We start from the raw sequence: 25,003 nt of genomic DNA, 5'->3' as shown, positions 1-25,003 counted from the left end.
GCCGCTCAGGCCACGACGACGCGCGGCCCCAGGGCCTGCACGGCGCCGACGTCAGGAGCCGGGAGCGCGGCGTCGGTGACGATCGCGTCGAACTCGTCGAGACGGGCCACGCGGTACTTCGCGAAATGGCCGAACTTCCCGGCGTCCGCCAGCAGCACGGACTCCGTGGCGGCGCCCATGGCAGCGCGCTTCGCGTCGATCTTCGCCTCCATCGGGGTGGTGATGCCGTGGCCGGCGTCCCAGGAGCTCGAGGAGATGAAGGAGATGTCCAGGGACAGCTCGGTGAGGGTGAGGGCGGCGAGGCGGCCGATCATCGACTGATTGGCGACGTCGACTCGGCCGCCCACGCAGATCAGGTCCACGCTCGGGTGGTCCAGGAAGGCTCCGGCGGTGCCGAGGTCGTTGGTGACCACGGTGAGCTCTCGTCGGTCCTGCAGCAGCGGCCGCATCGCCTGCACCGTGGTGCCCGCGTCGAGGTAGAGGGTCATCGAATCGGTGACCATCGCGGCGGCGGCCGCGGCGATCGCCGCCTTGGCCGGCATGTTCACCTGGGCCTTCGCGGCCCGCGGCGGCTCCTCGAGCAGGCGGGCCAGGGCGGCGACCCCGCCCTGGGTGGCCCGGGCGCGGCCCTGCTCGTCCAGCGCGGCGACGTCACGGCGCACCGTCATGTGGCTGACGCCGAGCTGCTCTGTGAGCTGTCGGTAGCTCAGGACGGGCTCGGTGCGCAGCAGATCGAGGATCTGCTGCCGACGCTGTTCAGGAATGAGGGGCGAAGTTCCCACGGTCCCACCTCCGGCGTCAGTGTACGGTCGCGACGGACCAGGGGCTGTTCCAGCGTTGCGCCAGTTCGGCGACCTGCTCGGCGCTGAGCTCGCGCCGGTCGGTGCCGGCGGTGAGCAGAGCGATGCGGCACGCCTCCTCGAGCTCCACGGCCCGTTCCACCGCCTCTGCGATGCTCGCCCCGGCCACCACGGAGCCGTGGTTCGCCAGCAGCGCCGCCCGGAACGTGCCCGGCTCCTCGAGCACGTCGGTCCCGAGCTGCGGTGAACCCGGCATGCGATACGGCAGGAGCGGAGCGCGACCCACGCGCATCACGAAATACGGGGTCAACGGCGGCACGGCGCTCACCTCGCTCCACGGCGCGGTGCAGGAGAAGGCGGTCGCCTGCGGGGAGTGGACGTGCACCACCGCGTGGTGCGCAGGATCCCGCTGGTAGAAGCCCACGTGCAGCGGAGTCTCCTTGGACGCCTTCGCGCCGCCGTGCACGGTGCCGTCGGCGGCGAGGATCGCGAAGTCCTCCGGGCGAAGAGCGCCCAGCGAGGTGCCGGTGCCGGAGACGAGGATCCTGTCGTCGTCCCGGGCGGAGATGTTGCCGGAGGTGCCGGGGCTGAGCCCGGCGTCCACCAGGGCGCGACCCGCGGCGATCAGCTCGTCGACGATGCTCATGCCAGCACCTCCCACGCAGCGGTGAACATGTCCTCGGCGCCGAAGTTCCCGCTCTTCAGCGCGAGGGCGATCGGTGTGCCGTCGGGGCCGGAGGCGAGGGACCAGCACACGCCCGGGGCGATCTCCGGGCCGATCCGCAGGACGGTCGCGCCGAGGGCACCCACCACGGCGCCGCTGGACTCGCCCCCGGCGATGATCAGGGAGGTGCAGCGGCCGGAGCTGACGAGTCCTGCTGCGACGTCGGCGATCACCGTCTCCACGGTCGCGGCAGGGTCGAGGGAGTCGTCGGGAGAGAGGACATCCTCGCGGGTGCGGGCTGCGCAGACGACGGGGATCGCGGCGTCGTCCTGGGCGTCGATCCACTCCAGGATCCGTGCGACGGCGGCCGACGGGTCCGCAGCGGCGGCTCGAGGCTCGATCACGTGCACGGGCTGGGTACGGGCGGCGTGGGCGATCTGCGCGAGGGACTGCGCGGAGACCGATCCGCACAGCACCGCGCGCCGGCGCGGAGGCGGGGCCTGCCAGTCCTCGACGGTGCCGGTCGGTCCCGGGATCCCGAGTGCGAGCCCGGAGCCGCCGGAGACGAGGACGTCCGCGGCCGTCGCCGCGCCGATGGTGCGCAGGTCCTGGTCCGTCTCGGTGTCCAGGACGAGGTACGGCGCGGTGGCGGCGGCGAGGGCATCGCGCAGCGCGTCCGCCCCCTCGAGGAGCGTGGGCCGGTGGATCTCCCCGACCTCGTGCGCGGTCTGCGGGGCGAGCAGCTCCGCGACGGAGGAGCGGGTCATCGGGGTGAGCGGATGGTGCCGCATGGGGGAGTCCTCGAGCAGCTGTTCGTGCACGTGCAGCAGACCCTCGCGCACGCGCCGGCCGTTGGCCGGCAGGGAGGGGACCACCACGCAGCGCTCGGCACCCAGCAGCTCGCGGGCCGCATCGAGCACGGGGCCGATGTTGCCGCGGTCGGTGGAGTCGAAGGTGGAGCAGTACTTCACGTAGAAGCGCGTCGCGCCCCAGTTCTGCAGGCGCGCCAACGCGGCGCGGGAGCGGGAGACGGCGTCCGCCACCGGGGCGGTGCGGGTCTTCAGCGCGACCACCACGGCGTCCACCCCCGCACGCTGCTCGGGAGAGAGCTGAGCGTCCTCGATAGTGACCACCACCCGGTGGCCGGAGGCGCGCAGCATCATCGCCAGATCCGTCGCGCCGGTGAAGTCGTCCGCCACTGCTCCGAGCATGGCGTCCCCTCTCTGCTGTCCTCGAGTGCTCTCGGCCCGCCGACGTCCGGCGGCGAGCACTGCTGATGCTCTCACACTTGGGCCAATCAGTGTGAATCGATGGTGCGATAGTTGACAAAGCTGGAATCTCTGTCATCGTTGTCCGAGTCCATCCACCCATGACGACAGTGAGGGCCGACGGTGCTCCTTCCACATCCCGACCGGGACCGCTCACCCCTGCGCATCGCGCTCACCGGTGCCAACGGCGGCTACGGCCGTACCTTCCTCGCCCAGCTCGCGTGCACCCCGGAGATCCTGCCGGCGGTTCTCGTCGACCCCGACACCGCCGGCGTGCAGGCCATGCTCCGCGACCTCGGCCTCGCGGACCGCGCCACCGTCGCCGAGACCGCAGAGCACACCGCTCAGATCGTGGCCGAGGGGGGAATCGCCCTGGTCGCCGGGATCGAGGCGATCGCCTGGGACGCGCTCGACGTGCTCGTCGAAGCCTGCGGCAAGGTGCCCCACGGCTCCGCCTATGCAGCCTCCGCGCTTGAGAACGACACCCACGTGGTGATGGTGAGCAAGGAGGTCGACACTGTTGTCGGTGCGGCCCTGCATGCCCGCGCCCAGGCATCGGGCCTCAGCTACCTCCCCGGCGACGGGGACCAGCCCGCGAACCTGCTGCGCCTGCTCGACTGGGTCGCCGCCGTGGGCCTCGACGTGGTCGCGATCGGCAAGGCCGGCGAGTACGACCTGCTCTTCGACCCCGCAACCGGCGTCGTCACCCAGGCAGGGGAGACCATCGACGCCCCGGCCCTGCGGGAGCTTCTCGAGCTCGGCGAGGACCCCCGCGGAACTCTCGCCGCCCGTGCCGACGTCGTCGCGCCGCTCAAGCGCGCCGCCGCCGCGGACTCCTGCGAGATGACCGTGGTCGCCATGCGCACGGGCACGATCGCCGACGTCGAGTCCATGCACTACCCCGTCGCCCGCATCGACGAGCTCGCGGACATCTACGCCGCCCGCGAGCACGGCGGGATTCTCGCCACCGACGGCGCGGTCGACGTGTTCAGCGCCCTGCGCCTTCCCGGCGAGGCCAGCTTCGCCGGAGGAGTGTTCGCGGTGGTCCGCACCGGCGACCCCGCCACCTGGGAGATCCTGCGCGGCAAGGGCCACGTGATCAGCCGTGACGGCCGCTATGCCTGCATCTACTGGCCGTACCACTACATGGGCGTGGAGACCCCGCTGACGGTGCACGCCGCCGTCGACCGCCGGCCTGCGCCGACACCCCACGCGAGCACCGTGCTCGCGGCGCGGGCCGTCCGTGACCTCGCCGCCGGCACCGAGCTCGCCGTGCGCGGCCACCACCACGAGATCGACGGCGTCGCGCCGGTCATGCTCGATGCCGCCGCCGACGCGACCGCCTACTACCTGCTCGACGGGGCTCGCCTGCTGCGGGACGTCCCCGCCGGTGACCTGATCCGTGAGAGCGACGTCGACGGGATCGACCTGCTCGCCCGCGACCTCCACCGCGAGGGCCGCACCCTGACCACCACCCACCGAGGAGTGACGCGATGACGCACCACACCACCCCGGGGATGCCGCGGACGTCCCGTCCCTGCGAGACCGCGGAGCGTGCCGCATGACCATCGAGATCATCGCCCTCATCGGGCTGGTCGCCGTCTTCGCGATCTCTGCCCTGCGCAACGTCCACATGGGTGCCCTCGCCCTCGTCTTCTCCTTCATCGTCGGGATCTTCCTGGTCCAGGAGAGCCTCGATGACGTGCTCGGCGGCTTCCCCGTCGATGCGCTGATCATCCTGCTGGGCATCACCTACCTCTTCGGGCTCGCCCACGAGACCGGCACCATCGACTGGCTCGTGGACCGTTCCCTGGCCCTGATCGGCAACCGGGTGGCGCTGCTGCCCTGGGGGCTCTGGGCGATCGCGACGCTCGTCGCGTGCCTGGGCACCTCGCACGCCGCCTTCGCGGTGGTGCCGATCGCGATGACGCTCGCGCACAGCCACCGCATCAACTCCACGATGATGGGCATCGCGATGAGCTCTGCGATCGTGGGCGGCGCGCTCGCACCGACGAGCATCGTGGGCATCACCGTCATGTCCGTCGCGCGGTCCTCGGACATCCCCTACAACCCGGCCCTCATGTTCGGCCTGTCCATCGGGGTCAACGCGCTCGTGGTCGCCGTCGCCTTCTTCCTGTTCGGCGGCCGTGAGCTCATCGAGCGCACCCGCGCCGCAGGCCGGGTCGGGGACATCCCGGCAGGTGCCGACGGCGCCGGTGCCGGTGGCGGCATCGCCGTGGACCGCCGCACCGATGCGCCGGCCACGACGGAGCGCACGTCCCTGACCGCTATGCAGCTGCTGGTGCTCGTCTCGATCCCGCTGCTGATCATCTCGTTCTTCCTGCTCACTCTCGCCGAGGTGGACATCAACCTCGGCGTGGTGGCCCTCGTGATCGCCGTCGTGATCGCGCTGATCGATCCGAGGATCGGCAAGTCGGCGATGAAGCGGATCGACTGGAACACCATCCTGCTGCTGGGCGGGATCATCACCTACGTAAGCGTGCTGACCCGGCTCGGCGCGATCGACCAGCTCGGCGAAGCGGCGCGCTCCGTCAGCTCCCCGCTGATCGCCGCGCTCGTGATCTGCGTGATCGCCGCGCTGGTCTCCGCCTTCGCCTCCACCATCGGCATCATCGGCGCGCTCGTTCCGCTCGCCGTGCCGCTGCTGGTCCCCGGCGGTGGGCTCGAGATGACCGGGTTCATCTATGCCCTCGCGATCTCCGCCTCCCTCGTGGACTGCGCCCCCTTCGGCACCACCGGCGCGACGATCGTCGCCTCGACGGTGGAGGAGCACCGGGCGCGCGTGAACCGGAATCTCACCCGGTGGGGGCTGTCGATGGTGATCATCGGGCCGGTGGTGACGCTGGCGACGATGGTGGTGCCGTTCATGATCGCGGCTTGAGGACCGCCTCCCTGCCGGAAAGTCTGTGTCGCTGCAGGGAGAGAGCGCAACACGTCGTCCGATCATTCGACGCGCCCCCACCTGCCGCAGGGGAGCGCGCACCCACGCAAAGGAGCACCATGAGCATCGAGAGCGCCGAGACCAGTTCTCCCCCGCGGAAGGGCGCAGCGACGAACGTCCGATGGAGCATCGTCGTCATCCTGTTCCTGTTCTACACGGTCAACTGCATAGACCGTGCGGCGCTCGGGGTCTCTCTGCCGAGCATCACCGAAGACTTCCACCTCTCGGCCACCGTCCAGGGCGTCGTCCTCAGCGCCTTCTTCTGGGCCTACTGCCTGCTGCAGATCCCCGGGGGCATGGCGGCTGACCGGTTCGGCCCCCGGAAGGTCATCGGTGTCGCCGCCACGATCTGGGGGCTGTTCACGGCGTCCGCGGGACTTGCCGTCAACGGCTTCACTCTCATCCTCTCCCGCATCGGGCTCGGAGCGTTCGAAGCTCCGTACATGGCTTCCGCCAGCAAGCTCGTCGCGAACTGGATGCCGCCGAAGCGCCGAGCGAGCGCGGTCACCCTGATCGACTCGGGGGCACCCCTCGGCTCCGCCATCGGTGGACTGCTCATCGCCTGGCTCATCTCGTTCACCGGCTCCTGGCGATGGTCGTTCGTGATCATCGGCCTGACGACAGTGCTGATCGGCGTCCTGGTCTCGCTCTACATCCGTAACCGCCCCGCCGATCATCCGTTCACCAACCAGGACGAGGTCGACCTCATCGAGGTCCCCTCGGAGGAGCTCGGCGAGAAGCCGGGGCTCAGCGCCCCGAACGTCGCCGCGATGGTCATCGGCCGACTCGGCTGGGCGATGGTCTTCTGGGGACTCGTGACCTGGGGGCCCAGCTATCTGAGCTCTGCACGCGGCATGGACCTGACGTCCATGGGGTTCGCGATCTTCCTGATCTTCCTGTGCGGTGCGGCGGGTGAGATCCTCTCGGGAATCCTCGCCGACCGCCTGCAGCGCCACTTCCCGCGCAACGTGTCGTTCAAGCTCCTCTTCGGAGGTTCAGGGGCGCTGAGCCTCGCCGCGCTCATCGCGCTCCCATTCGTCGAGGACGCGAATACGGCCGTGGCGCTGCTGTGCGTGGGCGTGTTCTTCAACCTGTTCGGCGGCCTCTACTGGACCATCCCCGGCATGCTTGCGAAGCCTGATCGCGTCGGGCTCGTCGGAGGCGTCATGAACTTCGCCGGGACTTCTGCCGGGATCGTCGTCCCTATCGTCGCCGGCGTCCTGCTGGACCTCACCGGCGGCTATACCGCCGTCCTCGTCTTCCTCTCCGGTGCGGCGGCCGTCTACCTCGTCAGCTCGCTGGCGATCAACTTCGAGGGATCCGGCAAGGAGGTCGAGGCTCGTGCCTGATCTCTACGAGGGTCCGATCATCGACGCCCATCACCACGTCTGGGACCTGGCACGGAACCCGCACCCGTGGCTGGAGCCAGGGGCGCGGGTCCCGCACCGGTACGGCGACTACGACTCCATCAAGAAGGACTACCTGGCGCGCGACTTTCTCGCTGATGCGGTACCCGCCGGAGTGCGCGGCAGCGTCTACATGGAAGCCGAGTGGGACCCGGAGGACGCGATCGGGGAGCGTCGCTATATCGAGGAGCAGCGCCGTGAGTCCGGCGTCCCTGGAGCGATGGCGGCCCAGGCCTGGCTCGATGCCCCGGACATCGCCCAGGTCCTCGCCTCCCACGCCGCCTCGGGGATCGTCCGCAGCGTCCGCCACAAGCCCGGGGAGTCGAATGAGTCCCACGGATCCGGAAGAGGCCGCACGCTGATGAGCGATCCCGACTGGCGCGAGGGCTATGCCCGCCTCGAGCAGCACGGGTTTCATTTCGAGCTGCAGACTCCGTGGCAGAACCTGCCGGAGGCGGTCTCGCTCCTCGAGGAGTTCCCCGGCATCACCCTCGTCCTCAACCACTCCGGTGTGCTCCTGGACCGCTCCGAGGAGACGCTCGCGGGTTGGCGAGCGGCGCTCGGAGCCGTGGCCGATCATCCCAACGTCGCCATCAAGGCGTCGGGACTCTGCGTCCAAGGCCTGCCCTGGACCGTCGCGCTCAATCGTGAAGTCGTGCTGGAGATGATCGAGATCTTCGGTGCCGAGCGGGTGATGTTCGGCAGCAACTTCCCGGTCGACGGCATGTTCACGACCTACCGCGATCTCGTCGACGGCTATAGGGAGATCGTCAGCGAGCTGTCCCTGACCGTGCAGCACCAGTTCTTCTTCGGGACGGCGGATCGGCTGTACGCACCGGAGCTCTTCGTCAGCTGAGCGGAGTTCCCCCAGACATTGCGCATCTGACCGCCGCTCGCGTGCTCCTTCCGGGATGCACTGGGCGGGCGGCCAGATGCGTTCGTGAGCCCACTCCTTCACCGCACCGCCCAGCACGCCGCGAACGAAGTAGCGCTGCATCGAGACCACCACGACCAGCGGCAGCGGGATCGCGATGAACGTCGACGCCATCACGAGCGTCTCGCCCTGGCCGGTGGGCTGCACCATGCCTGCCGTCATCACGGTCCGGGGCGGGTTCAGTTCGGGGCCGCCGAGGACGATCAGCGGGATGAGGAGGCCGTTCCAGGATCAGAGGAACTGCATGATCGCGAGCGTCGCCCTACCGCCCGCCACCTGACCCGGCAGTGATCTGCATCTCAATCACGGAATTCTTATTGATGGATAGTTGGGTCGATCTGAGAACCGCTCAATGTCGACCCACCCTAGCATGCCCATGCAAGCACTGCAGGTCAAAGGCACTTTCCCGGCCGCGTTCCTCCATCGCAAGCGTGTCAGTATCGGAGGTGCCGGAAAGATGTTTCGGTGATTCCGGTCGACAAAAGGAGAAGCCGATGAAGATTCGCACCGGTCGCACCAGCTATCGGGTTTGTGAACTGAATGAACGGGACCGGGGCTGGCGGGTCGACGGAATCGTCCGCATTCCCTGGTGGAGGAGGCACGTTCGTTACTTGGACGCGCACGCCGAGGCGCTGGGCGGTGTGTTCGCGTCCCGTCTTCGGGGCTGGCGGACGTGGAACTTCACGGCGAGTCAGTCCGGTGCCGTGCTGTCCTTCAGCTTCGCTGCTGTCCCAGCGTCCACCGGGGAGGCCTGAGGTTTCGAGGGGTGCAACAAGCAATCCGGGCGTGGCCATTGTGATGGCCATGCCCGGACTGCTGAGTTCAATCCGGATGTCGTGCAACGCCCGTAACCTTCTTCTCGTGACAGCCTCGGGCGGCAGGCGGCGGTCCGAGGTGCGTCAGTACAGCGACGCCTTCCCACGCGCCTGCAAGAGATCGATCTTGTGGGCTGCCGTCTCCTTCATCGCGGGCACGGCGACAGGCTGGATGACGTCGGGCTCGCGGAGCTTCGCATCGGCGAGAACCTCGCGGTAGGACTGGTGGTACGAGGACTTGATGTCGCTGGAGATGTTGATCTTGTTGATCCCGCGCTCGACGGCCCCGTCTCGACGCAAGCCGCGGCCTCCGCCCGCTGCGACCTATCGGGACCCGCATTCCACAGGCGATGAGAGTCGCGGGGTACCCCGCCACGTGAGTCATGGACGCCTCGCGAGGTGCGAGCAATCTGGCGGCGTCCCTAGTCTTGTGCCTCTGCTTCCTTCCCGTGCATCCACAGCACGATGTCGAGTGCGCGAAGAGTGGAGAGATCGGGTCGACCGCCGCTCTCCTTGATCTCTTCTGCGCGCTCAGTGAGATATGTGTCCGCGCTGAACTCGTTCGGCCGCATCCGCCACACCTAGAGGCGAGGCGAGCCGAAGCTCAAAGGCACAGCTCAGAGACACGATCCTGCACCGGAAGTCAACGTTGTCTTCTGCCGCAACGTCCTTCAGGATGGTCGCCGGTCTAAGGGGGCACAGGCGGTGGACGCAGCCATGAGGAGGGCGCAGCAGGTGGAGATCGAGCAGCGGGCGATCGAGGAGATGTACGCCCATCTGGACGGCGAGCAGGACAGGATCGCCGCGGCGAGGGAGGCCGAGAGGGCCTCGCACGTCGAGAGCATCGAAGCCCGGGAGGCGAGGGAGGCGACCGTGGCCCGACTGGGCGGAGCGCTGGAGCGGCTCCGGTCGGCAGAGCGGTCGCTGTGCTTCGGACGCGTCGACGGCACGGACGGGCAGTCCCACCGGATCGGCCGGATCGGACTGCGCAGCGAGAGCGGCGAGATCCTGCTGGTGGACTGGCGCGCCGAGGCCGCCCGGCCCTTCTACGCCGCGACGATGGCGACGCCGATGGACCTGTGCCGCCGGCGGCATCTGCGGATCGAAGACCGGCAGATCGTGGAGCTCTCCGACGAGGTGCTCTCCGGGGAGGCACTGCCCGCGCGGGACGTGGTCGGCGATGATCCGCTGGTCTCCGCCGTGAGCGGGGCACGGACCGGGCGCATGCGCGAGGCGGCCGCGACGCTGCAGCACGAGCAGGACGAGATCGTCCGCTCCGAACATCGCGGCACGATGGTCGTGGACGGCGGGCCGGGAACGGGCAAGACGATCGTCGCCCTGCACCGGGCCGCCTACGTGCTCTACGCCTTCCCGACAGTTGCCGCGCGCGGGATGCTCGTGGTCGGCCCGAACCGGCGCTTCCTCGACTACATCTCCCACGTGCTGCCCTCGCTCGGCGAGAACGACGTGGAGCTCAGCACGACGACGGCACTCACCGGGGACGCCGTGACCGTGGCGGACTCGGAAGAGATGGCTCGCTGGAAGGGACGCCGGGTGTTCGCCGACCTCCTCGCACAGCGGGTCGACGCCCACCGGCCCCACGGCGTCCCGCTGCGGCTCACCACGGCGCACGGCACGACGGTGCTGGATCCTGCGCGGGTCGATGCGGCACGCCGCAGCGCCCTGCAGGGCGGCGCCGGCCACCATCGCGCACGGGCACTTTTCCTCGAGCACGTCGTGGACGACCTGGTGAGCGAGCTGGAGCGGCAGACCTCCCAGGAGATCACCGACTACGAGGAGGAGCTCAAGGGGATCGGGATCGACCTCGACCGGATGTTCGCCGGCGGTTCGGCGTCCGCGGGGGCTGAGGCGTCTGCCGACGAGCTCGACATCGACTGGGAGCTCCTCCGGGAGGAGCTCCTCGAGGACCCGGGCGTCGAGCGGGCTGTCGAGAAGGTCTGGCCGGTGCTCCGGGCGGAGGGCCTGCTGCGCGGCCTGCTCGGCGATCCGGACGCCCTGGCCGGGGCGGGTCTCCCCGCCGAGGTGATCGCGTCCTTCGGATCCCGGGCAGGGGAGAGGTGGAGCAGCGCTGACCTGCCGCTGCTCGACGAGGCGCGGGCGCTCGTGGATGGGCTGCCCGAGAAGGTCTACGGCCATGTCGTGGTCGACGAGGCCCAGCAGCTCACAGAGATGGAATGGCGGATGCTGATGCGCCGCTGCCCGAGCCGCTCCATGACGATCGTCGGCGACCTCGCCCAAGCAGGGCCCACCACCACGCTCACCACCTGGGACGAGGCGCTCGAGCCGTTCGTCGGCGCGAGGTTCGAGCACCACACGCTCACCATCAACTACCGCACCACGGCCGAGATCCTCGAGGCGAGCGGATCCGTGCTCGCCCAGATCGCTCCGACGCAGCGCCTCTCGCGCTCGATCCGCCACGGGGATGCGCCGACGGCACTGGACGTTGCCGACGCGGATCTCGAATCCGCACTCGTCGATCTCGTGGCACGCCTGACGGGGGACCACCCCGACGAGATGATCGGCGTCGTCGTCACCCCGGAGCGCGCTCAGCAGATCGCTCTCGGGATGGCGTCGGAGAAGGTCACTGTCGTCCCAGCTCCCGAAGCGCGAGGGCTCGAGTTCGACACCGTGATCCTCGTGGACCCGGACGGAATTCGCGATGAGAGCTCGGCGGGGCTGCGTGATCTCTACGTCGCGCAGACGCGGGCGACGAAGCGGCTGGTCACTTTGACGACCGCGCCGGTCGCTGTGTCGAGCGGCCGGGCGTAAGGGCTGCGGTACTGCTGACCGGCCTGGCGCTGTGGAACGAGACGCTGCTGCCGCTGGTGCTCAGCACCGAGAACTGTCCCACCCGTGCCGGACACTTCCGCCATGGAACTCTCGTGGGAGCTCGAACAGCTCGGACGGGCCGCGTCGCCGGACATCGTGCTCGAGGGGCGGAGCCTGCTGCATCGCGTCGCCGACCTGATATGTCACGACAGCGGGTCGGTGGAGGCCATCGTTCGCGGGGACCAGGCTCACCTAGTTGTTGCTGGTCATGACGTTGTAGTCACGGAGCGGGGATGAAGGAACGGGTCCCTGACCGGCACGATGGGTGGTGCTGAAGCCGTCCATCTCGCAGGAAGAGACCCGTTCCATGACCCACCGTAATGCCCCGCTGACCGTGCTCGGAAGACAGCGAGCCGTCGCGCAGGTGATCCAGAGAGGACGCCCGATCGCGCACGTCGCCGCGGAGTTCCACATCGCCCGCTCGATCCTGTCGAAGTGGGTCGGCCGCTTCCGCGAGCACGGCGAGTTCGGCTTGGAGGACCACTCCAGCACGCCAGCGAACCGACCTACGCGCCTCCCGGTCTGGGTGGTGGAGCTGATCGAGTTCTGGCGTCGGAAGAAGAAGTGGTCCGCGCGCCGGATCGCCCGCGAACTCGCCGACGGGCACCAGTACCGCTGCTGCGTGCGGACCGTGACTCGCTGGCTGGATCGGCTGGGATTGAACCGGATCCGAGACATCACCCCGGACGGCGAGAACCTTCGCTCGCCTGGGAAGATCATCGCCTGCTATCCCAGTCACATGGTCCACATGGACGTCAAGAAGATCGGCAAGCCCCGCGACGGCGGGGGCTGGTGGGCCCATGGCCGCGGCTCCGCACAGGACAAGAAGAAGCATCGCCAGAGAGTCGGCTACACCTACCTCCACTCGATCATCGACGGGTTCTCCCGGCTGGCCTACACCGAAGCACTCGAGGACGAGACTGCCGCAACGAGCATCGCGTTCTTCCACCGAGCCCGGGCGCTCTTCGCCGCGCACGCCATCACGCGGATTCCCCGCCTGGTCACCGACAACGGCAGCAACTACACCGCCAAGGCATTTCAGCGATCTACCAGCGCGTTCATCGGCCGACACCAACGCACCAGGATCTACAACCCGCGGCACCACGGGAAGGTCGAGCGCTACCAGAGGATCCCCACCGACGAATGCCTCTACGCCCGGGCCCACGCCTCTGAGAACGAACGGCGAGAGGCCATCGCGGTCTGGGTCCACCACTATGACTACCATCGGCCCCACACCGCCTGCGGCGATCAGCCCCCGGCCTCACGCTTCCACACCGGCGTCGACAACGTCATGGCCATCTACAGCTAGTGGACGCCGAAGTCCTTCGCGATCTGCGCGAGAGTGACGTCGTCCTCACGGGACCGGGCCACTCGCACAACATCCTCGCGGAACTCCTGCGTGTAGGGAGCGGGCATGGTGCACATCCTTCCGGGCCGTCCTACGGGCAAGCCAGGTCAGGTGTCACCTATCTGCGCGGCAGCCCCCGCCGAGGTATGCAGGTGTCCGGCCCCGTCTCGACGCAGGCCGCGGCCTCCGCCCGCTGTGACCCATCAGGACTCGCATTTTTTTGGGAGTCGCGGGATGTCCTGCTATTTGAGTCATGGACGCCTCGCGAGTTGCGAGCAACCTGGGGCACTGAGCGCGAAGCCGTCATGCATCATCGCCCCCCAGTCAAAATTGTAGAGCCAGTTCTATCGGGTAATCGAGCTGCAATTTATGACCACCTTGGCTCAGTGGGTGCCCAATCTTGAATGTGGAATTTAATAGTTCTCGGGGCCGAGTCGATGGATGCGGTGTATGCGACCTCCCATTCCCCATAGAAAACTGAGGCGTTTGCGGAGTAGGTTGCCGAGTCATCTTCATTAGATTGCCAGGTGAAAGGGGTGGTCGCACCAGGGGGAGTAATTGAAAGCTCCCCATGCTCTCTGTACATTGACGGTCCGAACCATGTGGTGACGTTTTCGCCGGACACCATCAAGGTGCTCGCCATAAGGTCGACACCTGATGTGTCTAGATCAATGTAATGACTTAGCTGTTTGGGGCGAAAGCGAATCGCGATTCGGTCGCAGAGTCTGACGAATTTGCTTGAGGCGTTATGAAGTGCGTAAATGGCACTAAACATCTCTGACCGTGCTGACGACCTCCGAGGCCCACCACGCTCGACCAGTAGGGCGATTGCGGGATTACTTTGGAGGTATTCTGCAATATCAATGGATTCTCTGTTTTCGGGACCGGCTGCACGACTTGAAGAGAGCTGGAACGGACCAGTAGTCCTATTCGGACTAACTTGCGAAAGGATGTGCTCGAATCGTCTAAACCAGCGCGGACGCTGGAGATTCTCTGCTACAAGTATTGCCATGAACGGTTCCGCTGGTACCCTCAGGCGAGCGCACTGATCTTCAACTTCCGCCAGCTGGGGGGCAATGCGTTTCAAGGTCCGATCGATAACTCCATCGAACTGAACAGTGTCAAGTTGCATTGCGCGCCCAAGCACGGCTAGGGCCGCCACGAAGAGGGCTGTAATGATCGCCTCAATGAGTGCCTCGCCAGGTGGGAGAATCTTGTCCATCCATGGCGTGATCAGTGCACCCGCAACCGCCCCGAAGGTCACAATTGCGCTCGATGCGATTATCCACTCCATGTCCAGCCAGGAGGTGGTTCGCGCATTCCGCCGGCGCCCGATGACAGTAAGTAGAGACGTAGTCGACGGGTATGTGAATAGGAATGAAACAACAAGAATCCAAACACTCGTGCCGGAAAGTCTCGTGGCGTACGCCCCGAGGCCCCCAATGACGAAGGCGACTGGAATCGTGCGGAAGGCTATGTAGCTCCAGAAGGAGTATGAAATGAATGTTTCAAATGTATCGTCGGGACCATAGTAGAGTCGCGGCCAAGAGACTCGAAGGAGCCCGTAAAGCCCGATGGTAATTAAGGCGCCAAGGGTGCCAAATAGTACCATGATCATAGTTTAATCTATTCTCTCTATGCGTGGATATCCGCTTGTCTTGTATCAATTGTATTGAGTGCTTGGCTCTGCCTCTATGCTTGCCGGGCAGTTGTTCTGGCGACGGCAACTTATACTTAAGTGCAAAATCGTGCGTTGGAGTCCCGTGGATGCGTCTCCTGCAGCATTATGCCGGACTGCTGTCGTAAGTTTGCTGGGCGGTGGTGTGGTGGAAGGGGCGCTGACCTTCGGGCTCGCCGGCAGCTTCGTGGCGTTCCTGCTGCTGCGCATCCCGATGGGGATCAGCCGCGGCGGATCCGAGCCGGTCAACGTCGCGATCGTCGCCGAGTGGTGGCCGAAGGAGCATCGAGGCTTCGCCGTCGGCGTCCACCACACCGGATTCCCCATCGGACAGTTCCTGGCGGGGGCGCTCATCGCCCTGGTGCTGGGCTCGGCGCACTGGAGCGCCGCGTTCCTGGTGATCCCGATGCTGGGCATCCCGATCATCATCGGCCAGACCTTCCTGGGACGGAAGAAGCATCAGGCCACGCTGTATCGCAAGATCGAGACGATGGGCAAGACCCCTCCGCTGGAGGAGCTGTCCACGCGCAACCGTGCCGGCTTCTGGGGTCCTGTGAAGGAGGCTCTGCGGCATGCGAACGTCCGCTGGGCGGTGGTGCTCTGCTTCCTGTTCCTGTGGGGCGAGGCGGGGGTGGTCACCTTCCTGACCACGCAGCTCATGGGGATGGGGATGGACGTCTCCGACGCGATCCTGGTCTCCGGCGCATCGGGCCTGACCGGCTGGATCGGCCAGGTCGTGTGGGGGACGCTCTCGGACCGTCTGGGCCGCAAGTTCTCCATCGCCTTCCTCATCATCGGCTGGGTGGCGAGCCTGCTCGCGATGATCTTCATCCAGGATCTCGTGACGGCGTGGATCATCCTGCTGTTCTGGGGTCTGTTCCGGAACGCACCGTTCCCGGTCGTCTACGCGCTGCTGGTCGATTCGGTCCCGCGTGCCGCGGGAACGGCGCTGGGGATCATGATCGGCGTGGCCCTGGGCGTCTCAGGCATCTTCGCCTCCGCCGTCTCCGGCATCGTCATCACCCAGCTCGGCTTCACCTGGCACTACGTGATCCTCGCCGTGATCTGCCTGGTCGGCTTCATCCCGCTGGCGCGTATCACCGAGACGGTGCGGGTTGCCCGACGGGGGCGGAACGAGGTTGCTACCGGCTGAGGGTGCTCGGGCTGACGCCGGGCAGCGGACGAGGAGACGCTCTGCCGGGGGTAAGCCTGTCGTACTCCTTGTTATTTCTGGTCATGTAGTTGTCGCCGCGAAGTGGGGATGAAGGAACGGGTCCCTGACCGGCACGATGGGTGGTGCTGAAGCCGTCCATCTGCTGGAAGAGGGGACTCCGCGCCGATGGGCATCAGTCCGTGAGGCTCCCCGCCCTGTTCACGCCGGTTTGGTATCCAGAATCGAGGCGACCCTCCGCCTCAACAGCGGATCCACAACGTAGAGGTACGTCCCTCGCATCCCTCGCGTGAGCAGCACCCGGTAGACGTTCAAGATGTACCGCAGCAGATCCTCGTCGGACGTGGTCCGGCCACGCATCGAATTGTTGGCTTTGCCCTTGGTGTCGAAGTAGTTCTTCTTGTCGGCGACGAGCAGGCCGGTCACAGGGTCGATGCGCAGGTCGCCGCCGATGATGACGCCGGCGTAGTTGAGGTCGTAGCCCTGGACCGTGTGGATGGAACCGACCTCCTCGAGCGAGGTCTTCGAGGCGATCCAGTCCACGTCGGAGACGTTCCAATCCAGCGCCACTCCGTCGAGTTCGATGTCGTGGAGGCCGGTCTTCTTCTTGCTTCGCCACTTCCAGGCGTAGCCAGCGACGAGGCGGGAGAGACCGCGCTCCTTGTCCCGCTCACGGATCCGCTGGTGCATCGCTCCGAGGTCGTCGAAGAGCTCGAACTCGTAGTCCTCGAGATCCGGAACCGCTCGAGGAGGGGTGTCGGAGAGGAGCGTCCGGGCGAACTCGAGGTATGCCTTCCCGCCCTTCACCCGCATCTGCGTGTCCAGGGGGTAGAGGCGCTTCTGCGCGCGAGTCTCGTCGAGCACCCGATCGAAGACCTCGGGCTCGATGTCGATGGGGCGAACGCTCTGCGCCGTATCCAGCAGGAGGATCGTGTGCTTCGAGCGCTTTCGGATCCAGTCGAGCTGGTTGATCGCGAGATCGTCCTCGCCGAAGAGACGACGGGTGGTCTCTCCGTACCGCTTGGTGAGGGTTCCGAAAGCCTGGGCGCCGCGCTGGGTGAGGCGATGGGCCTCGTCGACGACGATGACATCGAAGTCCTCGTCGGCGTCGGCCACCTCGTACGGCGTGAGCACCTGCGCGTCGCGCAGCGCCGGCACCTTCCGGAACACTCGGCTGATCGACTTGCGCAGAGACTTCTGCGGGACGACGAGCCCGATCCGCAGGCTTCTGAAGAGCTCGCGGTTCCCCTCGACGAAGAGGTCGGAGAACATCGAATCGCCCTCGACCTCGTCGGTGGGATCGAAGTCGGCGAGGTCCCTCATGAGCTTCATGAGGTAGATGCCCACGATGGTCTTGCCGGTGCCCGGGTCGCCCTGAATCGCAGCGAGCGTACGGACCTCAGGACGATGGAGGTCCTGGACGAGGCCCTCCATGATGTCGAGTACAGCCACACCCTGCTCGGTGTTGAGCGCCTTGTAGGGCGAGAGCTTGAAGAGATCGGAGTTCTCGATCTCGGGGATCGTGCGCTCGAAGTAGCCGCGGGACCGGAGCTCCTCGAAGATCTCCTTGAAGGTGTCGTTGTACTCGCTGCGCTGGAAGTAGTCCTGGTTGGTGATGCCCTCGTTGCGGTTCAGCACCTCGTACTTGCCGTCACCGCCGAGCAGTCGGATCAGCAGGGACTCCAGGTCCAGGCAGGCGGAGCCGTTGAACCGCTCGTCGAAGACGATGCGGACTTCCTTGAGATGCTCCTTCTGCCTCGACTTGAGGTGCTGGCGCATGCGGCGGTCGGCGCTGCCGGTCTCGCCCACGTAGATCTCGCGGCCATCCTCGATGAGGTAGACGACCGGCCAGTTCGAAAAGCGGGGGAGCCGACCCCTCGTCTCCTCGACCGACTCCGGTGTGAACCGGAGCTCCTCAATCTCAAAGGCGGTCATACTTCGTGCTCCGCCCCTTCGCCTTCTCCACCGGGTACTTCTGACCGGTGCGCTCGAGCTTCGTGCGGATGATCTGCTCCGGGTCGAGTTCGAGCTTGTCCGCGAGGAGCAGGGCGTAGGTGAGGACGTCGGCGAGCTCGCCTGCCACCTCGTCTTGGTCGCCATCTCCGTTCCACTGGTAGCACTCGAGCAGCTCGGCCGCCTCGATGGAGATCGACTTCGCGAGGTTCTCCGGGGAGTGGAACTGCTCCCAGTCGCGCTCGGCCATGAAGGTTCGCAGCGTCTGGAGGAGGGGTTCGCTTGCCATGAGATCAACCTAGCAAGGGCCACCACCGGAGGAGGCTGCACTCACGGCTCCAGCAAGGAACCGGTCCCGAACTCGTGGGCACGACTTCAGCGCAGTTCAGAGCAAGCGCAGAGGACAGGCCGCCCGGAACTGGATGCCCTGAGTGATTGCGCCACATCGGCCGAACGTGGTGAAGTGCCCGAACAGCGGCGATCGATCACCGATCCCCGCCCGGTGACCACGGCGTGCACGGGCGGTGCGCCGGACGAGGGGGAGGGGCTCGACGTGGTGGACACGAGCACGGTGACGGACTACTTCGCGCAGGTGCTGCGCCGTGAGCCGCTGGAGGAGGTCACCTACCGCCGAGGCTCCGCGTTCGTCGCGACGCCCCGGGAGCAGATCGCCACCGGCGCCCTCCCGGCGGACGACACCAAAGCGCTGTTCGACAACCACGACCGTCATGACCGCACAGCGGGCCGCTCCGGGCCGAAGAAGACTCCCGACCCGTCGATCTCTGTGGCCATCTCCCTCGCGTCGATCCCGAAGGACGGCGGTGCCGCCCAGCAGGGGATCCTTCTGGTCGCCGCGACGTTGTTCCGCGACGGCCGGCTGGTGCCGGAGCTCGAGACCGGCACCTCGCCATGGATCCCCGCCGAGCGCCTGACCACGCCGTCGGTGACGGACCTGGAGGTGATGGTCGGCTCCCTGCGTGACTTCTGGACGCATACGATCACCTCCCTCGGCGCCGAGGCCTCGCGCTGTGAGAGCATCGCTGACGCCTTCAAGCTCGCAGACTCGCTCTTCCGCGCCGTCTCGGCATCGACTCTCGAGGAGTTCGCCGCGGCCCATGCCACACCCCCTGGCGAGGCCGGCACGACCATCGAGCACGAGACCTGCTACGTCCGGGAGCACGACCGGATCAACGCCGTCGGCGCCCTCCTCGACGTCTACGAGGCCCTCGACCGGGATCCGGTGACGCCCCCGATCCTCCAGCGGATGATCGACGGCTGGGACGGCCCGCGCAGTCCGGAGGCGCAGATCCACGCCGGTGACGGCCTGCTCGGAGGAGCGCGGTCGGCCTGCGGCTCCATGGACGACGGCAAGTCCCTCACCGCCTCGCAGCGCCGCGCCGTCCACGCGTTCCTCCGCAGCGGGGACGGGGACGTCACCGCGGTCAGCGGGCCGCCGGGCACCGGGAAGACCACGATGCTGCAGGCGATCGTGGCGGACCTGATCACTCGTCGGGCGCTGGACCGCGAGGACGCTCCGGTCATCGCCGGGACCTCCACCAACAACCAGGCCGTCACCAACATCATCGCGTCCTTCGCATCGGTGACGAAGGGCGAGCCCGGTGCGCTGGACCTGCGCTGGCTGCCGCAGGAGCACGACGGTGCTGCGACCGACGACCCGCTGCGCTCCCTCGCCGTCTACTGCCCCGCGAAAGGCAAGCTCGCCGAGGCGAAGAAGCATCACCTCGTCGAGCAGAAGGACCGCAGCGAGACCTACGCCGCCTACAGCGCCACCGAGTACCTGACCTCAGCCCGCAACCACTTCCTGGCCCGCGTGCAGCAGTACTTCGGCGGCATCGACGAGCCGTCCCGCATCCAGGACTGGATCCACGACGCCCTGACGGAGGTCGACGGCTACCGCATCGCGCTGCTGGGGACCATGAGCGCCGAAGGGCCCTCCGAGGAGTACCTGAGCCTGTGCACCGAGGTGGAGGCGTCCCAGCACCTCCGTGAGCTCCGAGGTCTCTCCACGCTGCGCGAGAGCGCGACCCTCGAGGAGCTCGATGCGGCGCTCGACCGGACGCTCCGTTACGCCGAGTTCTGGCTGGCCGTTCACTACTTCGAGGTGGAGTGGCTGCTCGCCGATCACCTGGACGAGACGGAGCGGTGGAAGAGCACCGCGGACGTCCTGCCACGAGTCTGGCCGCAGGCCGCGGCCCTCACTCCCTGCTTCGTCATGACGCTCTATCAGGTACCGAAGTTCTTCGGCCGCTACAGGAAGTCGGGTGAACCCAAGGCCTACGACGTCGGCCGCATCGACCTGCTCATCGTCGACGAGGCCGGGCAGGTCGACACCCCGCTCGCCCTGCCGGTGATCGCGCTCGCCCGTCGCGCCCTCGTCGTCGGCGACGAGAAGCAGCTGGCACCCGTGTGGTCCCTCGACGAGGAGACCGACCGGGAGATCGCCGAAGGCGCCGGGATCTCGGCCGATGACTGGGCCGACGAGCTGCGCGAGAGGGGACTGACCTGCTCCGCCCCCTCCAGCCTCATGCGCGCCGCCAGCCACGCCTCGCGCTGGTCCTTCGAAAGCGGCGAGCCAGGGCTGCTGCTGCGCGAGCACTTCCGCTGCCACCCCGCCATCATCGGCTTCAGCAACGAGCTGCTCTACGACGGTCTGCTGGAGCCCAAGCGTGCTGCGGAGAAGTCGTTGCTCCACGGCACGCGCCCGGCGTTCGAGTGGATCGACGTCGCCGACTCGGAGGACTCCCGACGGGGCTCCAGCCGCGTCAACCACGCCGAGGCCCGCGCGATCGCGACCTGGATCGTCGAGAACTACCCGAGCTTCTACGACCTCTACCACCACCAGCAGAGCGAGCCCGGGAAGCAGGTCGACGCCGCACTGCTCATCGGCGTCGTCACGCCCTTCAGCGCGCAGGCCGACGTCATCCGTGACGAGATCCGGAAGGCCGCCCGTGCGGCAGGCGCCGACGCGGACCTCCCGAAGGACCTCGCGCAGAAGATCACCGTGGGCACGGCGCACCGCCTGCAGGGGGCCGAGCGCCCGATCATCCTGTTCTCCGCCGTCTACGGCACCGGCAGTGGCCAGGCAGGCTTCATCGACGCGACCCCGGAGCTGCTGAACGTCGCCGTCTCCCGGGCGCAGGACCTCCTGGTGGTGTTCGCGGCGCCGAACCGGTGGGACAACGGGAAGGTGTTCGGCGTGATGTCCCGGTTCGCGCAGCGGACGGCAAGATCCGAGACTGCCGAGGAGCTCGACGCTTCCCGGGGTCTGATCGCCGGCGAGGCGCCGAGCGCTGCCGTCCCCGACGCCGAGCAGTCCGAACTGCTCTCTGAGCCTGCGTCCACGCCGGCGCCCGAGGAGACTCGCCCGGCCGCGCCGTCTCAGACCGCAGCGCTACAGCAGGGAACTCTGACCGCGGTGCTCGGCAGGTGGCGTGAGGCGGGAGTGCTTCGCGAGGAGGACGCCGACCTGAACACCCCCGCACTCAACCTGCGCCTCGCCGACGCCGGTGTGCTCGTCGGCAAGCCGGGGGAGTGGGCGCCGACACGGTTCGCCGCGATGCTGGGCGTGCTGGAGGTCGAACGCAGCAGCTACACGTCCCTGGAGTACACGCCGCAGATGCAGGAGCTGCTGCTGGGCCTGTACCGGGACGGGCGGCTCTGACGTCGAGAAGCGTCTCGTTCGACACAGACGTCGCCGCCCGGATCAGCGCGCGGCGATCTCCTCGAGCTGTCGCAGCCAGTCCTGCTTCCGCGCGTCGTCGGCCCAGCTGATCTCGAGCGAATTGCGGGCAAGCTGGACGACCTCGTCGCGAGTGAGGTGCTGCGCCTCGGCGAGGGCCGCGATGTTGTCCCCGACGTAGCCGCCGAAGTACGCGGGGTCATCGGACGCGATGGACACCTTCAGGCCCTCCCGCAGCAGCTGGACGATCTCAGCGCCCTTCATCTGCTCGGTGACGAACGAGTTCGAGACCGGGCAGCACGTGAAGCCGATGCCCTGCTGCTTCGCCTCGGCCACCAGTGACGGGTCCTCGAGGATGTTGGTGCCGTGGTCGATGCGCTCGACGCCGATGGTGTGCAGGACGGTCGCGATGTTGGAGATCGACTGCTCCTGATCGATGTCGCAGTGCATGGTCAACCGGTAGCCGGCGTCCTTCGCAGCGGCGAACACCTCGGAGAACTTCTCCGGCGGATTGCCGCGCTCATCGGAGTCCAGTCCCACGCCGACGATCCGATCGCGGTAGGGGAGCGAGGCCTCCAGGGTCTCGCGGGCGGACTCGACGCTGTGATCGCGCAGGAAGCACATGATCAGGGCGGCGTCCACGCCGAGCGACGGTGCCTCCTGCACGGCGGACCACAGTCCGTCGATGACTGTGCTGAACGGGATGCCGCGGCTGGTGTGGGCTTGGGGGTCGAAGAAGATCTCGGCGCGGACGACACCGTCGGCCGCCGCGCGGCACAGGTAGGCCATGGCCAGGTCGTGGAAGTCCTGTTCGGTGACCAGGACCTCCATCGCCGGGTAGTAGATGGCCAGGAAGCTGGTGAGGTCGGTGAACTCGTAGGTGGCGCGCACCTGTTCGACCGTGGACTGCCCGATCTCGACACCGTTTCGGCGGGCCAGCTCGAGCTTGAGCTCCGGCTCGAGCGTGCCCTCGATGTGCAGGTGCAGCTCCGCCTTGGGCAGGGAATCGATGAAGGTGCGGTCGATGCTGGTCATGGGTCTTCTCCAGGGGGATGCGGTCTCGGTGCCTCGAACGGTAGCCGAGCTCCCCGGGAAGCCCAGGTGTTCTGGGACCTCTGCGTCGAGGAGGAACGCCCTCGCCTCCGACCCGTCGACCGGAGGCGAAGAAGGCGTGACAGCGGCGAGCGCCAGAGACCCGAGGTGGATCTCGGCGCCGCCCTCAGGCGGTGATCGCCCGGAGTGCCACGAGCCGTGTCTCGCGCGACGCAGCTGCTCCCTGGGTGACCACGCGCAGGCGCTGCACGGGCAGCTCGCCGAGATCGGCGATCCACCGGCGCTGCCGATTGCCCTCGATCCGGGCCACCTCGCGCCACCCCCCATCGACCTTCACCTCCACCCGCGCATCCTGCACCAGCGTCGGCATCACCTCCGCCTCCGTCCGGTGATGGTGCAGGTTGATGAGGTCCTCGTTCACGTCGTCATCGAAGATGACCTCCACGCTGCCGATCTGCACCGGCTCCGCCCACGACAGCTCGATCCACGGCTGGGGGTCCTCACCGGCCTGCCCGGAGACCCACATGTTCGGCCCGCCGTAGGGCCGCGCATAACCGCCCCGCACCTGCTCGGGGCGGAACGCGTCCGTCGGCGAGCTCGCCCGGAAGCAGATGCCGCTGCCGTGCAGGGTCTCCTTCCAGGCCCGCCACTGCTCGGTGTACCGCTCTTTGTCGGGCAGCTCGCGGTGGATCATCGTGACCGTGCCGGGCTCGACCCACGTTCCTCGGTGCACGGCCAGCTCCCGATTCGCGTGCAGGACGATGAAGCCGTTCTGCGCCGTCTCCGGCTTCCAGGCCAGCGGCAGGTGAACCCACGACCGTCCGCGTTCCACCGCCGCACTCACCTCCGCGACCTCCGCCGCCGGGAGGTAGTTCTGCGGCGCCGACGTGGCATGCAGCGTCGCACGCAGCGTGGTCGTCGACTCCGCGTCGACCAGGACGTCGATGCCGTCGAGCACCGGATCCACCGGCAGCACCAGCCCCAGGTCATCCACCAGCGGTACCGTCCCCGCGCTCTGCGTGGAGGCGAGAGTCGTCTTCGTGGAGGACGCCCGGACCTCGGCGCGCAGGGCGAGGTCCGCCGGGTCGTCGTTCTCCACGCCCAGCACCGAGGCGTCGGCCCGCACCATCGCGCGGCGCAGCTCGGCCACGTGCTCGCCCGCCAGCGCGGACGGCGACACGTCCAGCTGCTGCGCGAGGGCGGCCCCGATCCCGGCGGCCTCGCCCAGCAGGGCGCAGGTCGCCATCACCCGCGTGGATCCGAAGGCGACATGGCTCGCGCTGATGTTCCGCCCGGCCATCCACATGTTCGACACGTTCTTCGAGAACAGCATGCGCAGCGGCAGGTGGTAGTTCCCGTCAGGATGCCAGTGCTTCGAGCCGGGCTCGGTGGCGTACACGCCGCCGGAGGGATGGAGGTCGATGGACCAGCCGCCGAAGCCGATGCGGTCCTCGAACTCCGTCTGCTCGAGCACGTCCTGCTGGGTGAGCACGTGCTCGCCCACGAAGCGGCGGTACTCGCGCTTGCCCGGCACGGAGCCGACCCACTCCAGGGAGAGGTTCTCGGCGTCGAACTCGCCGGAGTTCTTGATGTGATCCCAGATGCCGTAGCAGACGGCCTGGAGCTCGTCGCGGATCCGCTCGTTGTCGAGCACCACGTCCAGCTCGCCGCCCCACTCGATCCACCAGAAGGCGCAGCCCTTCATGTCCTGGCGGATCACGCGATGCTCGGGGATCCCGGCGGCGGCGACATCGATGGCGAACGCCGGCCTGACGAACTTCGACGGCTCGCCGACGTCCTTGGAGTAGAACAGGATGGTGCTGCCCAGCATGTTCTGGTCCGGGACCTCCGGCGCCCAGGACTCCCCGAACTGCGCGCGCGGCTCGCGACCGGTCATGTACTCGGCGCCGGCGAGGTGCCCGACCAGCCCGTCGCCCGTGCAGTCGATGAACGTCGGCGCCTCGAGCGTGATCCGTCGTTCGGAACCGCTCATCCAGCCGGTCACGCTGCGGATCACGCGGGCGGCGGCCGGACCGTCGGCGTCGACCTCGGTGACGTCCGTGTTCAGCAGCAGGGTGATGTTCCGCTCCGCCCGCACCTTCTCCAGCAGCAGCAGGTCCCAGTAGTAGGGGTTGCCCTCGGGGTTGCGGAACTGGTTCTCCACGAAGAGCTCGCCCATGATGCCGGTCTCGCGGGCGAACAGGTGGATGCCGTGCGCCGTCGCCCCGCACACCCACACCCGCACCTCGCTCGAGGAGTTCCCGCCGAGCACCGGGCGGTTCTGGGCGAGCACCACCTTCCTGCCCTGGCGGGCGGCGCCGATCGCTGCGCAGATGCCGGCCAGGCCTCCGCCCAGCACGGCGATGTCGGTACGGATGGTCTCTTCGATCACGAGGGATCG

At 67.6% G+C, this 25,003-nt stretch carries 18 protein-coding genes; 10 read left to right on the top strand and 8 right to left on the bottom strand.

Going from position 1 to position 25,003, the window contains the following annotated elements:
- Positions 1 to 5: 5 nt before the first annotated feature.
- From CFK41_RS14465 to otnK, 3 genes are read right to left on the bottom strand one after another with little or no spacing between them, the layout of a single operon-like run.
- Positions 6 to 782, bottom strand: a complete 777-nt coding sequence (locus CFK41_RS14465; RefSeq protein ID WP_096800305.1) for a DeoR/GlpR family DNA-binding transcription regulator — start codon at positions 780 to 782, stop codon at positions 6 to 8.
- A gap of 16 nt (positions 783 to 798) precedes the next feature.
- Positions 799 to 1,446, bottom strand: a complete 648-nt coding sequence (locus tag CFK41_RS14460) for a class II aldolase/adducin family protein (protein ID WP_096800304.1) — start codon at positions 1,444 to 1,446, stop codon at positions 799 to 801.
- Positions 1,443 to 2,675, bottom strand: a complete 1,233-nt coding sequence (gene otnK / locus CFK41_RS14455; RefSeq protein ID WP_096800303.1) for a 3-oxo-tetronate kinase — start codon at positions 2,673 to 2,675, stop codon at positions 1,443 to 1,445. The genes CFK41_RS14460 and otnK overlap by 4 nt, the downstream gene beginning before the upstream one ends.
- 180 nt (positions 2,676 to 2,855) lie before the next feature.
- Between otnK and CFK41_RS14450 the strand changes: the two genes are divergently transcribed.
- From CFK41_RS14450 to CFK41_RS14425, 5 genes are all read left to right on the top strand, one after another.
- Positions 2,856 to 4,229, top strand: a complete 1,374-nt coding sequence (locus CFK41_RS14450) for an SAF domain-containing protein (protein ID WP_096800302.1) — start codon at positions 2,856 to 2,858, stop codon at positions 4,227 to 4,229.
- A 64-nt stretch (positions 4,230 to 4,293) separates the two neighbouring features.
- Positions 4,294 to 5,634: an SLC13 family permease gene (locus CFK41_RS14445; RefSeq protein ID WP_096800301.1), complete on the top strand. Its 1,341-nt coding sequence runs from the start codon at positions 4,294 to 4,296 to the stop codon at positions 5,632 to 5,634.
- Positions 5,635 to 5,753: 119 nt separating this feature from the next.
- Complete coding sequence (locus tag CFK41_RS14440) at positions 5,754 to 7,043, top strand: MFS transporter (protein WP_096800300.1); 1,290 nt, start codon at positions 5,754 to 5,756, stop codon at positions 7,041 to 7,043.
- Entirely contained in the window at positions 7,036 to 7,956 is a 921-nt protein-coding gene (locus CFK41_RS14435; RefSeq protein WP_096800299.1) for an amidohydrolase family protein, read from the top strand. Before CFK41_RS14440 ends, CFK41_RS14435 begins: the two co-directional genes overlap by 8 nt.
- A gap of 572 nt (positions 7,957 to 8,528) precedes the next feature.
- A complete protein-coding gene (locus CFK41_RS14425; protein WP_096800297.1) occupies positions 8,529 to 8,789 on the top strand; it encodes a hypothetical protein in 261 nt (86 codons plus the stop codon).
- A gap of 144 nt (positions 8,790 to 8,933) precedes the next feature.
- On the opposite strand, the gene CFK41_RS14420 is transcribed toward CFK41_RS14425, so the two are convergent.
- The gene (locus CFK41_RS14420; protein ID WP_096800296.1) at positions 8,934 to 9,149 is read right to left on the bottom strand and encodes a class II fructose-bisphosphate aldolase; all 216 of its coding nucleotides are present in this window, start codon (positions 9,147 to 9,149) and stop codon (positions 8,934 to 8,936) included.
- A 417-nt stretch (positions 9,150 to 9,566) separates the two neighbouring features.
- Here CFK41_RS14420 and CFK41_RS14415 point away from each other — a divergent pair, with 417 nt between their 5' ends.
- The 4 genes from CFK41_RS14415 to CFK41_RS14400 all read left to right on the top strand — a co-directional run bounded on the left by CFK41_RS14415 (position 9,567) and on the right by CFK41_RS14400 (position 15,878).
- Positions 9,567 to 11,639 (top strand): HelD family protein, encoded by a 2,073-nt coding sequence (locus CFK41_RS14415; protein WP_227873097.1) that lies wholly within the window; start codon positions 9,567 to 9,569, stop codon positions 11,637 to 11,639.
- A gap of 102 nt (positions 11,640 to 11,741) precedes the next feature.
- Entirely contained in the window at positions 11,742 to 11,936 is a 195-nt protein-coding gene (locus CFK41_RS17970) for a hypothetical protein (RefSeq protein ID WP_096800295.1), read from the top strand.
- 70 nt (positions 11,937 to 12,006) lie between these two features.
- Positions 12,007 to 13,008, top strand: coding sequence for an IS481 family transposase (locus tag CFK41_RS14405; RefSeq protein WP_096801109.1), 1,002 nt, complete (start codon positions 12,007 to 12,009; stop codon positions 13,006 to 13,008).
- 1,733 nt (positions 13,009 to 14,741) lie between these two features.
- Positions 14,742 to 15,878: an MFS transporter gene (locus CFK41_RS14400; protein ID WP_096800294.1), complete on the top strand. Its 1,137-nt coding sequence runs from the start codon at positions 14,742 to 14,744 to the stop codon at positions 15,876 to 15,878.
- A gap of 219 nt (positions 15,879 to 16,097) precedes the next feature.
- Here the strand turns inward: CFK41_RS14400 and CFK41_RS14395 are convergent, their stop codons facing one another.
- Both CFK41_RS14395 and CFK41_RS14390 read right to left on the bottom strand, forming a co-directional pair.
- A complete protein-coding gene (locus CFK41_RS14395) occupies positions 16,098 to 17,831 on the bottom strand; it encodes a DUF2075 domain-containing protein (RefSeq protein ID WP_096800293.1) in 1,734 nt (577 codons plus the stop codon).
- The gene (locus tag CFK41_RS14390; protein ID WP_096800292.1) at positions 17,818 to 18,138 is read right to left on the bottom strand and encodes a nucleotide pyrophosphohydrolase; all 321 of its coding nucleotides are present in this window, start codon (positions 18,136 to 18,138) and stop codon (positions 17,818 to 17,820) included. Before CFK41_RS14390 ends, CFK41_RS14395 begins: the two co-directional genes overlap by 14 nt.
- Positions 18,139 to 18,312: 174 nt before the next feature.
- On the opposite strand from CFK41_RS14390, the gene CFK41_RS14385 reads away from it, so the two are divergent.
- The gene (locus CFK41_RS14385; RefSeq protein WP_096800291.1) at positions 18,313 to 21,531 is read left to right on the top strand and encodes a DEAD/DEAH box helicase; all 3,219 of its coding nucleotides are present in this window, start codon (positions 18,313 to 18,315) and stop codon (positions 21,529 to 21,531) included.
- 42 nt (positions 21,532 to 21,573) lie between these two features.
- On the opposite strand, the gene add is transcribed toward CFK41_RS14385, so the two are convergent.
- The gene (gene add / locus CFK41_RS14380) at positions 21,574 to 22,584 is read right to left on the bottom strand and encodes an adenosine deaminase (protein ID WP_096800290.1); all 1,011 of its coding nucleotides are present in this window, start codon (positions 22,582 to 22,584) and stop codon (positions 21,574 to 21,576) included.
- Positions 22,585 to 22,768: 184 nt separating this feature from the next.
- Positions 22,769 to 24,994 carry an FAD-dependent oxidoreductase gene (locus CFK41_RS14375; RefSeq protein WP_227873096.1) on the bottom strand — a complete coding sequence of 742 codons (2,226 nt, stop codon included), beginning with the start codon at positions 24,992 to 24,994 and terminating at the stop codon, positions 22,769 to 22,771.
- Between the last annotated feature and the right edge of the window lie 9 nt (positions 24,995 to 25,003).

Source organism: Brachybacterium ginsengisoli (assembly GCF_002407065.1).
Lineage (GTDB): Bacteria > Actinomycetota > Actinomycetes > Actinomycetales > Dermabacteraceae > Brachybacterium > Brachybacterium ginsengisoli.
The sequence above is the reverse complement of the archived record's forward strand: the minus strand, read 5'-3'. Positions and strand labels throughout refer to the sequence as shown.